The sequence below is a fragment of the Mycolicibacterium psychrotolerans genome (genome assembly GCF_010729305.1).
Lineage (GTDB): Bacteria > Actinomycetota > Actinomycetes > Mycobacteriales > Mycobacteriaceae > Mycobacterium > Mycobacterium psychrotolerans.
The window spans coordinates 1,767,477-1,781,946 of sequence record NZ_AP022574.1; the positions used below are offsets into that span (position 1 = coordinate 1,767,477).

The 14,470-nt window shown below is 69.6% G+C and carries 20 protein-coding genes; 7 read left to right on the forward strand and 13 right to left on the reverse strand.

Translation table 11 applies throughout. The features are described 5' to 3' along the window. Nucleotides 1-5 precede the first annotated feature (5 nt). Nucleotides 6-398 carry a sterol carrier family protein gene (locus G6N45_RS08700; RefSeq protein WP_163721686.1) on the forward strand — a complete coding sequence of 131 codons (393 nt, stop codon included), beginning with the start codon at nt 6-8 and terminating at the stop codon, nt 396-398. A 129-nt stretch (nt 399-527) separates the two neighbouring features. Next, a complete protein-coding gene (purF, locus tag G6N45_RS08705; protein ID WP_163721687.1) occupies nt 528-2,069 on the forward strand; it encodes an amidophosphoribosyltransferase in 1,542 nt (513 codons plus the stop codon). Between the two features lie 24 nt (nt 2,070-2,093). Here purF and G6N45_RS08710 read toward each other — a convergent pair whose 3' ends face one another. Together G6N45_RS08710 and G6N45_RS08715 are read right to left on the reverse strand one after the other, a co-directional pair. Continuing rightward, on the reverse strand, nt 2,094-3,071 hold the full coding sequence (locus G6N45_RS08710; RefSeq protein WP_163721689.1) for an NAD(P)H-binding protein: 978 nt from the start codon (nt 3,069-3,071) through the stop codon (nt 2,094-2,096). Nucleotides 3,072-3,147: 76 nt separating this feature from the next. Beyond that, complete coding sequence (locus G6N45_RS08715; RefSeq protein WP_163721692.1) at nt 3,148-3,612, reverse strand: cupin domain-containing protein; 465 nt, start codon at nt 3,610-3,612, stop codon at nt 3,148-3,150. Between the two features lie 69 nt (nt 3,613-3,681). Between G6N45_RS08715 and G6N45_RS08720 the strand changes: the two genes are divergently transcribed. Then, a complete protein-coding gene (locus G6N45_RS08720; protein WP_163721694.1) occupies nt 3,682-4,299 on the forward strand; it encodes a DUF2461 domain-containing protein in 618 nt (205 codons plus the stop codon). A 42-nt stretch (nt 4,300-4,341) separates the two neighbouring features. After that, nucleotides 4,342-5,415, forward strand: coding sequence for a phosphoribosylformylglycinamidine cyclo-ligase (purM, locus tag G6N45_RS08725; protein WP_057149165.1), 1,074 nt, complete (start codon nt 4,342-4,344; stop codon nt 5,413-5,415). 25 nt (nt 5,416-5,440) lie between these two features. Here the strand turns inward: purM and G6N45_RS08730 are convergent, their stop codons facing one another. Then, complete coding sequence (locus tag G6N45_RS08730) at nt 5,441-5,620, reverse strand: DUF3073 domain-containing protein (protein WP_057149164.1); 180 nt, start codon at nt 5,618-5,620, stop codon at nt 5,441-5,443. Nucleotides 5,621-5,752: 132 nt separating this feature from the next. Next, on the reverse strand, nt 5,753-6,838 hold the full coding sequence (gene ygfZ / locus G6N45_RS08735; RefSeq protein WP_163721696.1) for a CAF17-like 4Fe-4S cluster assembly/insertion protein YgfZ: 1,086 nt from the start codon (nt 6,836-6,838) through the stop codon (nt 5,753-5,755). A 51-nt stretch (nt 6,839-6,889) separates the two neighbouring features. Between ygfZ and G6N45_RS08740 the strand changes: the two genes are divergently transcribed. Then, nucleotides 6,890-7,771: an aminodeoxychorismate lyase gene (locus G6N45_RS08740; RefSeq protein ID WP_163721699.1), complete on the forward strand. Its 882-nt coding sequence runs from the start codon at nt 6,890-6,892 to the stop codon at nt 7,769-7,771. 236 nt (nt 7,772-8,007) lie between these two features. Here G6N45_RS08740 and G6N45_RS08745 read toward each other — a convergent pair whose 3' ends face one another. From G6N45_RS08745 to lmeA, 9 genes are all read right to left on the reverse strand, one after another. Then, entirely contained in the window at nt 8,008-8,283 is a 276-nt protein-coding gene (locus G6N45_RS08745) for a hypothetical protein (protein WP_163721700.1), read from the reverse strand. Continuing rightward, a complete protein-coding gene (locus tag G6N45_RS08750) occupies nt 8,283-8,912 on the reverse strand; it encodes a heme-binding beta-barrel domain-containing protein (protein ID WP_163721702.1) in 630 nt (209 codons plus the stop codon). The genes G6N45_RS08745 and G6N45_RS08750 overlap by 1 nt, the downstream gene beginning before the upstream one ends. A 132-nt stretch (nt 8,913-9,044) precedes the next feature. Then, nucleotides 9,045-9,365, reverse strand: coding sequence for a DUF732 domain-containing protein (locus G6N45_RS08755; RefSeq protein WP_163721704.1), 321 nt, complete (start codon nt 9,363-9,365; stop codon nt 9,045-9,047). 161 nt (nt 9,366-9,526) lie between these two features. Then, a complete protein-coding gene (locus tag G6N45_RS08760) occupies nt 9,527-9,829 on the reverse strand; it encodes a DUF1416 domain-containing protein (protein WP_024448701.1) in 303 nt (100 codons plus the stop codon). 1 nt (nt 9,830) lies between these two features. Beyond that, nucleotides 9,831-10,664 (reverse strand): sulfurtransferase, encoded by an 834-nt coding sequence (locus G6N45_RS08765; RefSeq protein ID WP_163721706.1) that lies wholly within the window; start codon nt 10,662-10,664, stop codon nt 9,831-9,833. Between the two features lie 17 nt (nt 10,665-10,681). After that, the gene (locus tag G6N45_RS08770) at nt 10,682-11,146 is read right to left on the reverse strand and encodes a DUF4395 domain-containing protein (RefSeq protein WP_163721708.1); all 465 of its coding nucleotides are present in this window, start codon (nt 11,144-11,146) and stop codon (nt 10,682-10,684) included. A gap of 89 nt (nt 11,147-11,235) precedes the next feature. After that, nucleotides 11,236-11,349 carry an Ms5788A family Cys-rich leader peptide gene (locus G6N45_RS28385; protein ID WP_407664336.1) on the reverse strand — a complete coding sequence of 38 codons (114 nt, stop codon included), beginning with the start codon at nt 11,347-11,349 and terminating at the stop codon, nt 11,236-11,238. 5 nt (nt 11,350-11,354) lie between these two features. Next, nucleotides 11,355-11,777 carry a thioredoxin family protein gene (locus tag G6N45_RS08775; protein ID WP_163721710.1) on the reverse strand — a complete coding sequence of 141 codons (423 nt, stop codon included), beginning with the start codon at nt 11,775-11,777 and terminating at the stop codon, nt 11,355-11,357. Next, nucleotides 11,774-12,568 carry a mannan chain length control protein LmeA gene (gene lmeA, locus G6N45_RS08780; RefSeq protein ID WP_163721712.1) on the reverse strand — a complete coding sequence of 265 codons (795 nt, stop codon included), beginning with the start codon at nt 12,566-12,568 and terminating at the stop codon, nt 11,774-11,776. Before lmeA ends, G6N45_RS08775 begins: the two co-directional genes overlap by 4 nt. Before the next feature lie 190 nt (nt 12,569-12,758). Here lmeA and G6N45_RS08785 point away from each other — a divergent pair, with 190 nt between their 5' ends. Together G6N45_RS08785 and mshD are read left to right on the forward strand one after the other, a co-directional pair. Further along, nucleotides 12,759-13,556: a winged helix-turn-helix transcriptional regulator gene (locus G6N45_RS08785; RefSeq protein ID WP_163721714.1), complete on the forward strand. Its 798-nt coding sequence runs from the start codon at nt 12,759-12,761 to the stop codon at nt 13,554-13,556. Then, nucleotides 13,553-14,452 carry a mycothiol synthase gene (gene mshD / locus G6N45_RS08790; RefSeq protein WP_163721716.1) on the forward strand — a complete coding sequence of 300 codons (900 nt, stop codon included), beginning with the start codon at nt 13,553-13,555 and terminating at the stop codon, nt 14,450-14,452. The genes G6N45_RS08785 and mshD overlap by 4 nt, the downstream gene beginning before the upstream one ends. The last annotated feature ends 18 nt before the right edge of the window (nt 14,453-14,470 follow it).

The following is a 14,470-nucleotide window of genomic DNA, read 5'->3' on the forward strand; positions in this document are numbered from 1 at the left end:
AGATCATGGCCGTTCGCCGTACTGCCGATCCGGCAAAGACCCGTGCCGCGGTGGCGGCGCTGGCCGAGTGGCTCCGTGACGAGAGGGCACCCGCGCCACACCGTACCGAACTCGCCGAGGCCGTCCGGACGACGGCCAGAACCCTGGCGGCGGTGGCCCCCGGTGCGTCCGTGGAGGTGCGAGTGCCCCCGTTCGTCGCGGTGCAGTGCATCCCGGGCCCGCGACACACCCGCGGCACCCCGCCCAACGTCGTCGAGACCGACCCCCGCACCTGGCTGCTGCTGGCCACCGGTCTGCTCACGGTTCCCGAGGCGGCGGCCGCCGGAACGTTGGCGCTCTCGGGAGCCCGGGCCGTCGACATCGCGTCGGCGCTGCCGCTGGTGGCGCTGCCGGACTGACGTCGGGAATGGCCGCCCGGATGCGTTCGTTGTTCTGCGCGGCCACGCGGGTGCATGATTCCGCGTTTCCCGCACGTTCACCGTAGACTGGCCACCGTCACCCACCGCCCCTAGGGAGCAGCGAAGATCGTGACCGCCGAGCAGCCCGCGCAGCCAGAGAACGAACCTCGAGAAGAGTGCGGAGTCTTCGGAGTCTGGGCACCCGGCGAGGAAGTGGCGAAACTCACGTACTACGGCCTGTATGCCCTGCAGCACAGGGGGCAGGAAGCCGCCGGTATCGCCGTGGCCGACGGCTCACAGGTGCTGGTGTTCAAGGACCTCGGTCTGGTCAGTCAGGTCTTCGACGAGCAGACCCTGGCCGCGATGCCGGGCCACGTCGCCGTCGGACACTGCCGCTACTCCACCACGGGCTCGACCACCTGGGAGAACGCACAGCCGGTGTTCCGCAACACCGCTGCGGGCACCGGGGTCGCGCTGGGGCACAACGGAAATCTGGTCAACACCGCCGAATTGGCGGCCCGCGCCCGGGACCAGGGGCTGATGAGCAACCGCGGCGCTGCCGCTGCCACCACCGACTCCGACATCCTGGGCGCGCTGCTGGCGCACGGCGCGGCCGACTCCTCGCTGGAGCAGGCGGCACTCGAGCTGCTGCCGACCGTGCGCGGCGCCTTCTGCCTGACCTTCATGGACGAGAACACGCTCTACGCGGCGCGTGACCCCTACGGGGTGCGTCCGCTGTCACTGGGCCGGCTGGACCGGGGCTGGGTGGTGGCCTCGGAGACCGCCGCGCTCGACATCGTCGGCGCCTCGTTCGTGCGCGACATCGAGCCGGGCGAGCTGCTGGCCATCGACGCCGACGGGGTGCGCTCGTCACGCTTCGCCAACCCCACGCCGAAAGGCTGTGTGTTCGAGTACGTGTATCTGGCCCGGCCGGACAGCACGATCGTGGGCCGCTCGGTGCACGCCACCCGCGTCGAGATCGGGCGCCGGCTCGCCCGGGAGAAGCCTGTCGAGGCGGACCTGGTGATCGGCGTCCCCGAATCCGGCACACCGGCCGCGGTCGGCTACGCCCAGGAGTCCGGGATCCCCTACGGCCAGGGCCTGATGAAGAACGCCTACGTCGGCCGGACGTTCATCCAGCCGTCCCAGACGATCCGCCAGCTCGGTATCCGGCTCAAACTCAACCCGCTCAAAGAGGTCATCCGCGGTAAGCGGCTGATCGTCGTCGACGACTCGATCGTGCGCGGCAACACCCAGCGGGCGCTGATCCGGATGCTGCGCGAGGCCGGTGCGGTCGAGGTGCACGTGCGCATCGCCTCGCCGCCGGTGAAATGGCCGTGCTTCTACGGCATCGACTTCGCGACACCGGCCGAACTGATCGCCAACGCGGCGAACGCCGAGGGCACCGGGGATGAGATGCTCGACGCGGTCCGCCACGCGATCGGCGCCGACACGCTCGGCTACATCTCCCAGCACGGCATGATCGCCGCCACCGAGCAGCCCGCGACGCGGCTCTGCTCGGCGTGCTTCGACGGCGACTACCCGATCGAACTGCCCGGGGAGACGGCGCTGGGCAAGAACGTCATCGAACACATGCTGGCGACCGCGGCACGCACCGGTATCCCGCTCGCGGCCGACAACGACAACGCCTCGGCGCTGCGACGCCCGTGACGCCCCCGACGTGGTGCCCCGAACCTATTGCGGCACAACCTTACTGAATCGCAGCAGATGCCTGCGGCCACCCTTGTGCGCCGCATCCTCCTTCAGCGCGGCGACCACCGCGTCGCGGTACCCGGTCAACCCACCCTGCGGATGCGGTATCACCGCGTCGATGTCGTGCTCATGGCACACCGCGTCGCATTCGAGGGACTCGACCAGCGGCCGGGCCAGGCCCGAGGGGATGGGTGTCACCAACCCCACCCACAGGCTCGCGATCGTCGGCGTCAGGAACGGCAGCACGACCATCACCCGGCGGCGCAGACCCGCGACGTCGGCGTAGGTCTGCATCGCGTCGCCGTACTCCATCACATCCGGGCCGCCCACGTCCCAGGTGCGTGACTCGGGCACCTCCGCGGTCGCCGCCTCGGCGAGGTAGTACAGGACGTCGTCGATCGAGATCGGCTGGATCTTGTTGCGCACCCACTTCGGTGTCGTCATGACCGGCAGCCGGTCGGTCAGGTGCCGCACCATCTCGAACGACGCCGAGCCCGAACCGATGACGATCCCCGCCTGCAGGACCACCGCCTCCACCGACGACGCCATCAGGATCTCGCCGACCTCGACGCGCGACGCCAGGTGCCGGGACAGCTCCACGCCCTCCGGATGGAGACCACTGAGATACACCACCCGGCGCACCCCGGCCTTCTCGGCGGCGGCGGCGACGTTGCGGGCCGACCTGGCCTCCTCGGCGACGAAGTCCTTCGACGTGCCCATCGAATGCACCAGGTAGTAGACGACGTCCATGCCCTCGAACGCCTCGGCGAGCGACTCGGGCTTGGTCAGATCACCCCGCACCACCTCCGCCCGGCTGCGCCACGGCGCGTCGTCGAGCTTGGCGGGTTTGCGCGCCATCGCCCGCACGGCATGGCCGCGGCCGAGCAACTCGGGCACCAACTGCCCACCGATGTACCCGGTCGCACCCGTCACCAGGCACTTCACTTGCTCAGCCGACACCAGCACTCCATTCGTCGTCGACACTCGAGAGGAGTTCGGTGCCGATGGGGAGGTGGATTGCCCGCAAACGGGCTCATTAACCGGACCCGGGCATCGGGCAGCCCGGATCAGCAGCGTCGACCACGAGCGGAACCCCGACCGGATCGGCAGGATCGAGCACCGGATTCACATACAGCACCCACATCACCAGCGGGTCCGGACCTTCGTTGCGCCCGGCGTGCACATACCCCGGACCGCTCCTCTCGGTGATCGTCGAACCCGCCGGATACATCCCGTCGACCGAGCAGTCCGCGGCGTAGTGGGTCAGCGTGCCCGAGCGCACCACCCCGAACACGTCGCCGGGGTGGAAGTGCCAGCCGGTGCCGCCGCCCGGGGCGATGGTGAGCAGCTTGGCGACATAGTGGCTGTTGTCGGCCGTCGAATCCGACAGCGTGACCGCGTCGACCCCGGCGCCGGGCGTGGCCGACGCCCCGCCGGGGGCGGCCATCAGCAGCGCGGCGAGCGCCGGCACCGTCGCACACCGGCGCCGCGTCTGTCCCATGGTCAGTCAGGATCGCACAGCGATAACCCGCACCCGGGCGTTTGCCCGGGGATGACCCACAATGGCGTCATGGCGTTTCGCGGCTGGCCCATCGAGGCGGTGGAGTTCTACGAGGGTCTCGAGGCCGACAACTCCAAGGTCTACTGGCAGGACCATCGGGAGATCTACGACCGCCATGTGAAGGCGCCGATGGAGGAACTGCTCGCCGAGCTCGCCGACGAGTTCGGCCCCGGCTCGATGTTCCGGCCGTACCGCGACGTGCGGTTCAGCGCGGACAAGAGCCCCTACAAGACCACCTGCGCCGCGCGGATCGGTGCCGGCTACGTGTCGTTCTCGGCCGACGGGCTGTCCGCAGGCAGCGGGCTGTACATGCCGGAGCCTGCGGCGCTGCAACGCTTCCGGGCGGCTGTCCACGATCCGGACTCCGGAACCGAACTGGCCGGCATCGTCGCGGCCCTGCGGGCGGCCGGCTACCAGATCACGGCGCATGACGTGCTCAAGACCGCCCCCCGGGGATACCCCGCCGACCATCCGCGGATCGAGCTGCTGAGGCACAAGGGCCTCGCGATGATGAAAAGCTGGCCGGTCGGCGCCTGGCTCGGCACCCGCAGAGCCAAAGATCGCGTGGTCACGACACTGCGTGCCGCCGTCCCGCTGGGGCAGTGGCTGGACCGTCACGTCGGCTAGGGCCGTACCGGCCGGCGCGGCAGACCGGTAACCTTGGGGCCGATGACCGATCGCGCCGAACAACACGGCATTTCCTACGCGTCGGCCGGGGTCGACATCGAAGCAGGCGACCGCGCTGTCGAGCTGTTCAAGCCGCTCGCCAAGAAGGCCACCCGGCCCGAGGTGCGCGGCGGCCTTGGCGGGTTCGCCGGGCTGTTCGCGCTGCGTGGCGGCTACCGCGAGCCCCTGCTGGCTTCGTCGACCGACGGCGTGGGTACCAAGCTCGCCGTCGCCCAGGCGATGGACAAGCACGACACCGTCGGCATCGACCTGGTCGCCATGGTGGTCGACGACCTCGTGGTGTGCGGCGCCGAGCCGCTGTTCCTGCAGGACTACATCGCGGTCGGACGCACCGTGCCCGAACGGGTCGCCGAGCTGGTGTCCGGCATCGCCGACGGCTGCGTGATGGCCGGATGCGCGCTGCTGGGCGGCGAGACGGCCGAACATCCCGGCCTGATGGCCCCCGACCACTACGACATCTCCGCGACCGGTATCGGCGTCGTCGAGGCCGACGACGTGCTGGGACCCGACCGGGTCCGCCCCGGCGACGTGCTCATCGCGATGGCCTCGACCGGCCTGCACTCCAACGGATACTCGCTGGCCCGCCACGTGCTGCTCGAGATCGACCACATGAACCTGGCCGGCCACGTCGAGGAGTTCGGCCGCACGCTCGGCGAGGAACTGCTCGAACCCACCCGCATCTACGCCAAGGACTGCCTGGCGCTGGCCGCGGAAACTCAGGTCCGCACGTTCTGCCACGTCACCGGTGGTGGGCTGGCGGGCAATCTGGAGCGCGTCATCCCGCACGGTCTGGTCGCCCAGCTCGACCGCGGTACCTGGACCCCGGCTCCCGTCTTCGGCATGATCGCCCAGCGCGGCCGCATCGAACGAGCCGAGATGGAGAAAACGTTCAACATGGGGGTCGGGATGGTGGCCGTCGTGGCGCCGGAGGACACCGACCGCGCACTGGCCGTGCTGACTGCCCGGCACCTGAACTGCTGGACCCTGGGAAGCATCGAGAAGGGCAGCAAGGATGGGTCACGAGCAGTGCTGGTGGGCCAGCACCCGCGGTTCTAGCCGCGGAGTGCCGACCAACGGGCGGCTAGGGTCGCCACTCGTCCTCGTCCACCCAGCGATCATCCGGCACGTCCCCGTTGACACGGTCATCGTCGGATCCGCCGGCTAGCTCGCGCTGGAGCCGCTCGAAGTCGGTCTGCGGTGAGCTGTACTTGAGCTCACGAGCAACCTTGGTCTGCTTTGCCTTTGCCCGGCCGCGGCCCATGGGGGAACCCCCTCGCGCAATAACGGAGCGGCCTAATCACTAGGCGGCTCCGATCTGAGTGTTCTTATTGTCCTGCCGACACTTTACCGTGCCGAACGCCGCGGCGCTGGCAGCCCCCGTTTCGCCCTTGGCTCAGCGCGCGCCGCCGCGCAGCCGATCCACCGCCAGCCGGCCTGCGCCGGCCACATCGGCGGCGGGCATCGAGTCGGGATCGATCGCGGCCGACACCGCCACAGTGCCACCGGTACTGAGCTCGGTGTCCGCAGGCAGGCCCCGCTTGAGCAGCGCCAGCGCGATCGGTCCCTCGTCGACGTGGTCGACGACGGTGCCCAACCGGCCGACCGTGCGGCCGCCGGCCAGCACGGGGTCGCCGGCGGCGGGCCGGTCGGCGGCGCCGTCGAGGTGCAGCACTACGAGCATTCGTGGCGGTTTACCGAGGTTGTGGACCCGCGCGACGGTTTCCTGACCCCGGTAGCAGCCCTTGTCGAGGTGCACTGCGGACCCGATCCAGCCGACCTCATGGGGGATCGTGCGCTCGTCGGTGTCCACACCCAGGCGCGGACGCAGCGCCGCCACCCGGTGTGCCTCGTAAGCCCACACCCCGGCGCGGCGCACCCCTGCGGCCACCAGCCGGTCCAACCACTGGGTGGTCTGGTCACGCGGAACGACGAGGTCGACCTCTCCGGCGGAGCCGGGCAGGGAGCGCAGGAAGCCGCCGTCGGGCAGCGCGACGGCCGTGCCGGCGGCCGGCAGGACGTCGACGCCGAGCGCGTCGAGCACCGGCGTGTCGGCCAGTGCCGGCCCGAGCAGCGACAGCACGGCCAGGTCGGCAGGCTCCACGACCACGTCCGACCAGAACACCATCTTGCGCAGGAAGCTCAACAGAGCGTCGCCGCGCCACGGCTCGGTGTCGAGGATCGTGACGCCGTCGAGCTGGGTCTGCACCCAGTGATCTTCGACTCGCCCCTGGCCGTCGAGGCTCAGGTTCTCGGTGACCGCGCCGTCGGGCAGGTCGCTGACGTGCTGACTGGAGATCGTGTGCAGCCAGGTCTTGCGTTCGGATCCGGTCAGCGCGATCACCGCCCGGTGTGAGCGGTCCACCACGACCGCGCCGTGCGCGGCGGCGCGCTGCTCGCCGAGCGGATCACCGTAATGCCAGACCGCACCGGCATCCGGACCGTTCTCCGGGGCGGGGATCCCCGCCGAACTCGCAGACATAGGTCAACTCTACGAGCCGGCCCCGAGACGCCGGGACTACGCTGGTGCCCCATGGCGGACGGACTCAGGGTGGTGGTCTCGCTCGACGGACAGCTCCGCGATCCGCAGGCGCCGCTGCTCTACGCCGACGATCTGGCCGCCGTGCGCGGCGACGGCATCTTCGAGACGCTGCTGATCCGGCACGGCCGCCCGTGCCTGCTCGACGCGCACCTGGGACGCCTGACGCATTCGGCGCGACTGATGGACCTGCCGGAGCCGGATCTGCCGCAGTGGCGGTCGGCCGTCCGCGTCGCCGTGGATCAGTGGGTGGCCGCCGGCGGTGAGGAGGCCGCGCTACGGCTGGTCTACAGCCGCGGCAGGGAGAGCGATCCCACCGGCACGGCGTACGCCACGATCAGCCCGCTGCCCGCCCGGGTCGCCGGCGTGCGGCGCAACGGCGTGGCGGCGCTGATGCTGGACCGCGGCCTGGCCTCGGACGCCGACGACGGGATGCCCTGGCTGCTGGCGGGCGCGAAGACGCTGTCCTACGCCGTCAACATGGCCGCGCTGCGGCACGCCGAGCGCCACGGCGCCGGGGACGTCGTCTTCGTCAGCACCGACGGCCACATCCTCGAGGGTCCCCGGTCGACCGTCGTCATCGCAGCCACCTCAGCCGACGGCCGGCCCTGCCTGCTCACCCCGCCGCCGTGGTATCCGATCCTGCGCGGCACCACGCAGCAGGCGCTGTTCGAGGTGGCGCGCAACAAGGGCTACGACTGCGACTACCAAGCCTTGCGGCCTGCGGATCTGCTTGCCGCGCAAGGTGTTTGGCTGGTGTCGAGCATCACGCTGGCGGCGCGGGTGCACACGCTCGACGGCAATCCGCTGCCCCCTTCGCCGTTGGCCGACGACTTCGCCGCCCTTGTCGACGCAGCGATCACCCGTGATCGCTGAGAGATTAATTGTCTTGTCGCCCAGCCGTTGCGCGGGTACCTTCGCCTGTACACAGGGAAGGAGGTGGTCCGACAAATTGAATGACTTATGGACATGTGAGGTGGCTGCGAGCTAGCAGCGCCAGGGGAGCCGTTGTCGCACACCTGCGCGCGCTGGCGAATTCCCCGCAGTCACCCGGCCCCCGAGCCCCTCGGTTGAGTCCGACCAGGAACAACGGCTCGGGGGCCGCTCCATGTCTAGGGGTTTGCCGGGGCGTCCGGTCCGGGTGCCAACGACGAACAGGCCTGCATCGCCGCATCCCAGGTGGCCGGATCCACGCCCGGCGGTGGCCCGGAGGCCGGCCCCGGCGGGGCAGGCACCCCGTGCTGACCCAGGCAGTAGGCGAGCGACCCGTGACCGACGCTGGGGGACACCGTCGTCGTGGAGGAGGCGGGCACATCCGCCGACGGAGAGGAACAGGCCGCCACGATGCCCGCCGCGGTCAATGCCGCGGTCACAGCCAGGGGGCGCACTAGCCGATGAACCGGGACAGTCGGGCGGACAGGTGTGGGACCAGGCCACCGTCGGCATCGACCCGCTCCTCGACGTAGGCGAGGTCGCCGCCGTCGATGATGCCGTAGAGCCTCTTGGCGCCCCCGACGAGCATGCCGGACTTGCTGCGGGCCAACGCGTCGGTGACGAGCTCCCACGACGACTGGCTGAGCGGGCGGCCGTAGAACAGCTCGATGTAGCCGGCGGAATGGGCGAGCAGCAACTCGATGGCCTGCGACTCGCCGGGATCGTTGGGATCGCTGACGAACCGCCAGAACCCGCTCTCGCGCAACGTCGGACCGTCATAGTCGCCGTCAGCGGTCAGCCGCCAGGACCGGGCTTCCCAGTTCAGGTAGTCCGCGCCGTCATGGGACACCACGATCTGCTGGCCGAACCGGTAGTCGCCGTGCGATCCGCGGCCCTCACCCTCACCGCGCCACACGCCCACCAACGGCAGCAGAGCGAGCAGCCGGTCATCGAGGTTCGCGCCCTCCCGCAGATTGGCGGTGTCGGCGGGCACGGGCAGGTCACCGAAAGCCGGGATGTTGCGCGCGGCGGTCTCCCGGGCACGCTCGGCTGCTGCGGCGACCGCGTCGTCGCCAGAGGTCACGACTCGTCGGTGATCAGCCGGTACAGCGCGTACAACGCGAACCACGTGATCACCACGACGGCCGCGACGAGCAGGAGTTCGTAGAACAGCACCACGGTGCCAGTCTAACTGCCGCTCATCGCAGCGCCGACGTCAGCTGACCTTGGCCTCGTACTCCGGGCAGAAGGCGCCCGTGGCGGCCCCGATGAAGTAGCCGGCCTGGTAATCCGACCAGTCGGTGACGCTGGTCAGGTCGGCCACCTCCTGCTCGAAGGAGGCTCCGTTGTCCCAGTCCTGGCATACCGCGCGGCCGGTGTCGATGACCTGCTGGGTCTTCTCCGACGGCCAGGTGATGCCGCCCTTGCCGATCACCGATAGGAAATCGCCCTCGGGATCGGCTAGGGCCGAGGGAGCACTGACCAAGCCGACGGCGGCGAACGCCGCGGCGGCGGCGAAGGCGATGGTGATCTTCATGGTCGGATCCTCGAAGGTCATGGCCCGCGCGGGTGCGCGGGCGGTGACCCTATCGTCGCCGACAACAGCTAATCGTGCAGCGTTTTCACAGCAAGATCAGCGAACCCTCCGAGGAAGGTGCGCGCCGCCGCGCCGAGCCGAGGGCGCGACGGCGCAGTCAGTCACGCGACCTTGACGTCGACCTCGTGAATGCCTGCACCCGACGGCGCCACCGAGGCGTCGCCGTTGCCCGCCGGAGACAGCGCGCGCAGCGTCCACGTACCCGGTGCGGCAAAGAACCGGAAGTCACCGGTGGCCGACGCGACGACCTCCGCGGTGAACTCGTCGGAGCTGTCCAGCAGCCGCACGAAGGCGCCGCCGACCGCCTGACCGGAGCCGTCGACGACGCGACCGGTGATCACCGTCTCCTTCTCCAGGTCGACGCTCGCGGGCAACGTCAGTCCTTGCTTGGGTGCAGAGCACATATCAATTTCCCAACTCGATCGGGGCGCCCACCAGGGAGCCGTATTCCGTCCAACTGCCGTCGTAGTTCTTGACGTTCTTGTGTCCCAGCAGCTCCTGCAGCACGAACCAGGTGTGCGACGAGCGCTCACCGATGCGGCAGTAGGCGATGGTCTCCTTCTCGCCGTCCAGGCCGGCGTCGGCGTACAGCTTCGCCAGCTCGTCGTCGGACTTGAACGTGCCGTCCTCGTTGGCCGCCTTGCTCCACGGGACGTTGATGGCGCCGGGGACATGGCCTGGACGCTGGCTCTGCTCCTGCGGCAGGTGCGCCGGCGCGAGGATCTTGCCGGAGAACTCGTCGGGGGAGCGGACGTCGACCAGGTTCTTGGTGCCGATCGCGGCGATGACCTCGTCGCGGAACGCGCGGATGCTGCTGTCGGGCGCCTTCGCCGTGTAGGAGGTCTCGGGGCGGGTCACCGTGTCGGTGGACAGCGGCCGGGCGTCGAGCTCCCACTTCTTGCGGCCGCCGTCGAGGAGCTTGACGCTCTCGTGGCCGTAGAGCTTGAAGTACCAGTACGCGTACGCGGCGAACCAATTGTTGTTGCCGCCGTACAGGATCACCGTGTCGTCATTGGCGATGCCGCGCTCGGAGAGCAGCTTGGAGAACTGTTCGGCGTCGACGAAGTCGCGCTTGACCTGGTCCTGAAGATCGGTCTTCCAGTCCAGCTTGATCGCGCCCGGGATGTGTCCTGTGTCGTAGGCGCTGGTGTCTTCGTCGACCTCGACGAAGACGGTCTTCGGCGCGTCGAGATTGCTCTCGGCCCAGTCGGCTGTGACCAGGACGTCGGAGCGTGCCATGGAGGAGGTCCTTTCGGTTACGAGTGAGTCGGGGTCAGGCGGAGGAACAGAGGGTAGAGCCGGCAGCCCAGGCAGATCCCGAAAGCTGCGTTGAGGAACGCCGCCGCCAGCGCGAAACCGGTGGCGACGAGGCCCAGCACGGCGGACCCGGCGGCGAAGCCGACGACGCCGATGACGGCGAACACGAAGCCGACGAGCTGGGCGAACTTCAGTGGCGGAACCGGTTCACGCTCGGTGACCGGGCCGAGCCGGGGCGCCACGAAGGAGGCGAACACCAGACCGTAGGGGTGCCGGCGGGGACCCAGCGCGGCGCCCAGCGCGAACACCACCGTCTGCGCGCCCAGGATCACCGCCGCGATCGCCGGACTCGACGCCGACACCAGCAGCGTGACGACGAGGACGGCGGTCGTGACCCAGGCGACGAACCGCGGACCGCGGACGTCGACCTGGACTGGTGTACGTGTCTGTGTGGTGCTCGACATGGCTGTGCTCCTGTTGTCGGGGATGGCTGACGCGGCAAGCCGAAAACGGCCGCTCGCAGAGTGCGGCGCAGGATGAAAAGCGCGGCTACTCAGCAGCTACAACAACAGCAACAACCCGCAACGCGGCACAGATCGACTGCGCGGCGCTTGGTGAGCACGAGCTCGACGCGGGCTGACACGGCTGACAGCTTACCCAATGACATGGTGATCAAGCCAACAGCGGCTGCAGGGCCGACCGCAGGTCAGCGGCACCGGGTACACCAGACGTCCGGTACCGCTGGCGGCCGTCGGCGTCGAAGATGAATGTCGTCGGCAGCGAGAGCACCGAAAGGCGTCGCGCCGCATCCGGGTTGGCGTCCATGTCGATCTCCACGTGCGCGACGGCCGGAAGGTCGGCGCACACCTGGTCGACGACCCGGCGCACCCCCGCGCACGGTCCGCACCACACGGCGCTGAAGTGCACGACGGTCGGCCCCGTGCGGGACAGGCCCAGCTCGCTGGTGTCCACGACCGGCGCATCCTCGGTCGCCTTCAGCAAGCCCGCGCGCCTCGTCAGCAGCCTGCCGATGACATAGGCGAGACCGAAGGCGGCGACCAGCACCGCGATCACGGCGATCCACGAAGAGCTCACGACAGTCTGAACTCGTCGAGGTCGATGGTTACTCCCTCGGCGATGCCCTCGATGATCACGTCGGAGCCGCGCGCGCCCTCGCTCGTGGGAGCGATGCCGAACGGCAGCTTCTGGCCGGGCAGCTCGCCGGAGAAGGCGGCGAGCACGGCGGGCAGCTTGTCGGCCGGAACGTCCTCGTCCGCGGTCCCGGGCCCGGTCAGCACCCCGGTCGCCGTCATCTTCAGCGTGGTCCGGGCCGGCCCGACGACGGACAGATCGACGGCGATGCTGACCCGCTCCTCGATGCCCGCCTGTCGCGGGGTGCCGGTGAAGACGACGCCACGGTTGCTCGAGATTCCGGACTCGGTGGTGCCACCCGTCGAGTCGTTGGTCTCCCGGGTGGGCGCCTCGACGAGCAGATCGGGAATCCCCATGAAGCGGCCGACGTGGGTGGAATCGATGATGATCCGGCTCTCCACCTTGCCCACCGGCAGCACCGCGTCGGGCGCGACGAGCCAGGAATCCCCGAGGTCCACCGAATGCAGCGTCGTCTCCAGCGACGCCTTGCCGACCACGGCGTGATCCACACCACTGGCCTTGATCTCCACCTCGTCGTAATGCCGGTTCACCGCCTGGGCGACGAACGGGAAACCCAGGATGGCCACCGACGGGTCCCAGCTCAGGTTCGCGGCGCTGCGCACGCTTCTGGCCAGGCGATACTCGGCATAGATCGCGGCCCCGAAGTCGGCGCCGACGGCACCGAGGATCACCACGACCGTGGTCGCGACGGCACCGAGGACGAGCTTGCGCATCCGGACATTGTTGCCCACACCGACCGAGAGGCTCGTTCGGCGCGGCTCAAGAGCAGGTGGCACGCTATCGTTAGGAAACCATCGGCCGGGTAACGGCCACATGTCAGGCATGAATCTGGGAAGTCACCGCGCGACAACGATGTAGCGGCGAGGCCCCGGCGAAGAATCTCCACGGCAGCTGGAGGGCCAGTTGGATCTACTGCTACTGACTGTTGACCCGCATCCCGAATCGGTTCTGCCGTCGTTGCCGCTGCTGGCGCACAATTTGCGCACAGCGCCCACCGAAGTGTCGTCGCTGCTCGAGGCCGGATCCGCGGATGTGGCCATCGTCGATGCACGCACCGATCTGGCCGCTGCGCGTGGCCTGTGTCGCCTGCTGGGCACCACGGGGACGTCGGTGCCCGTGGTGGCCGTCGTCAACGAGGGTGGTCTCGTCGCCGTCAACACCGAATGGGGCTTGGACGAGATCCTGCTGCCCAGCACCGGTCCGGCGGAGATCGACGCCCGGTTACGCCTGCTCATCGGTCGCCGCGGCGGGGCGGCCAACCAGGAGAACGTGGGCAAGATCAGCCTGGGTGAGCTGGTGATCGACGAGGGCACGTACACGGCACGGCTGCGAGGTCGTCCGCTGGACCTCACCTACAAGGAATTCGAGCTTCTCAAGTACCTCGCCCAGCACGCCGGTCGCGTCTTCACCCGCGCGCAACTGCTGCAGGAGGTGTGGGGCTACGACTTCTTCGGTGGAACCCGCACCGTCGACGTCCACGTCAGGCGCCTGCGCGCCAAGTTGGGCACCGAGTACGAGTCGCTGATCGGCACCGTGCGCAATGTCGGCTACAAGGCGGTCCGTCCCGCCCGGGGCCGGCCGGCGGCCGCCGACACCGACGACCTCGAAGACGATCCCTACGACGACGACGTCAGTTCCCTGGACGGCGACGTCTCCGAGGCGCTGGGCGGCACGCCCGCCGACGCGCTGCCGCGTCAGTGACAGCGGTCGACTGGCGCGAGCAGCTGTCCGAGCGGGAACAGGGGCAGGTGCGCGAGCTCATCGCCGCGGCGACGGCCGCCGACGACATCGCCCCTGTCGGTGATCAGGTGCTGCGCGAACTCGCCCACGACCGCACCCGCCACCTGCTGGCGGTCGAGGACGACGCCGTGCGCGGCTACCTCAACCTCACCCCCGCCGACGACGATGCGCCCGCGATGGCCGAGCTGGTCGTGCACCCGGCGGCCCGTCGCCGCGGCATCGGCAGCGCGATGATCCGTGCCGGCCTGCCCGAAGGGGGGCCCGACGCCCGCATCTGGGCGCACGGCAACCTGGAACCGGCACGCGCCGCCGCGGCCGCGCTCGGCCTGGTCGTCGTCCGCGAGCTGCTGCAGATGCGGCGCCCGCTGGCCGGGCTCCCGCCCACGCCGCCGGTGGCCGGAGTGCACATCAGGACCTACACCGGACCCGGCGACGACTCGGAGTTGCTGCGGGTCAACAACGCCGCGTTCGCCTGGCATCCCGAACAGGGCGGCTGGACCGCCGCCGAGATCGCCGAGCGCCGCGCCGAGCCGTGGTTCGACCCGGCCGGGCTGTTCCTGGCTCACGACGAGCACACCGGCGAGCTGCTCGGATTCCACTGGACCAAAACGCATTCCGACATCCTCGGTGAGGTGTACGTCGTCGGCGTCGACCCGGCCGCCCAGGGGCGCGGGCTGGGGGCGGCACTGACGCTGACCGGTCTGCACCACCTCGCCGCGCGGCTGTCGGCCGACGGCCGCGACGCCGCGGTGATGCTGTACGTGGAATCGGACAACACCGCGGCGGTGAACACCTATCGACGCCTGGGTTTCGAGGTCGTCAACGTCGATGCGGCCTACGCTTTTCGCGGGCCCTGAGGAGGGTGCTGTCCACTT

Excerpts from the sequence above, each read along its gene's own strand:
- G6N45_RS08730 (WP_057149164.1), bottom strand. The coding sequence starts at position 5,620 with ATGGGCCGCGGCCGGGCAAAGGCAAAGCAGACCAAGGTTGCTCGTGAG.
- G6N45_RS08760 (WP_024448701.1), bottom strand. The coding sequence starts at position 9,829 with ATGTGCTCTGCACCCAAGCAAGGACTGACGTTGCCCGCGAGCGTCGAC.
- G6N45_RS08720 (WP_163721694.1), top strand. The coding sequence starts at position 3,682 with ATGGCGTTTCGCGGCTGGCCCATCGAGGCGGTGGAGTTCTACGAGGGT.
- G6N45_RS08755 (WP_163721704.1), bottom strand. The coding sequence starts at position 9,365 with ATGAAGATCACCATCGCCTTCGCCGCCGCCGCGGCGTTCGCCGCCGTC.
- G6N45_RS08715 (WP_163721692.1), bottom strand. The coding sequence starts at position 3,612 with ATGGGACAGACGCGGCGCCGGTGTGCGACGGTGCCGGCGCTCGCCGCG.
- G6N45_RS08765 (WP_163721706.1), bottom strand. The coding sequence starts at position 10,664 with ATGGCACGCTCCGACGTCCTGGTCACAGCCGACTGGGCCGAGAGCAAT.
- purM (WP_057149165.1), top strand. The coding sequence starts at position 4,342 with ATGACCGATCGCGCCGAACAACACGGCATTTCCTACGCGTCGGCCGGG.
- G6N45_RS28385 (WP_407664336.1), bottom strand. The coding sequence starts at position 11,349 with ATGTCATTGGGTAAGCTGTCAGCCGTGTCAGCCCGCGTCGAGCTCGTG.
- lmeA (WP_163721712.1), bottom strand. The coding sequence starts at position 12,568 with ATGCGCAAGCTCGTCCTCGGTGCCGTCGCGACCACGGTCGTGGTGATC.
- G6N45_RS08740 (WP_163721699.1), top strand. The coding sequence starts at position 6,890 with ATGGCGGACGGACTCAGGGTGGTGGTCTCGCTCGACGGACAGCTCCGC.
- G6N45_RS08700 (WP_163721686.1), top strand. The coding sequence starts at position 6 with ATGGCCGTTCGCCGTACTGCCGATCCGGCAAAGACCCGTGCCGCGGTG.
- G6N45_RS08770 (WP_163721708.1), bottom strand. The coding sequence starts at position 11,146 with ATGTCGAGCACCACACAGACACGTACACCAGTCCAGGTCGACGTCCGC.
- ygfZ (WP_163721696.1), bottom strand. The coding sequence starts at position 6,838 with ATGTCTGCGAGTTCGGCGGGGATCCCCGCCCCGGAGAACGGTCCGGAT.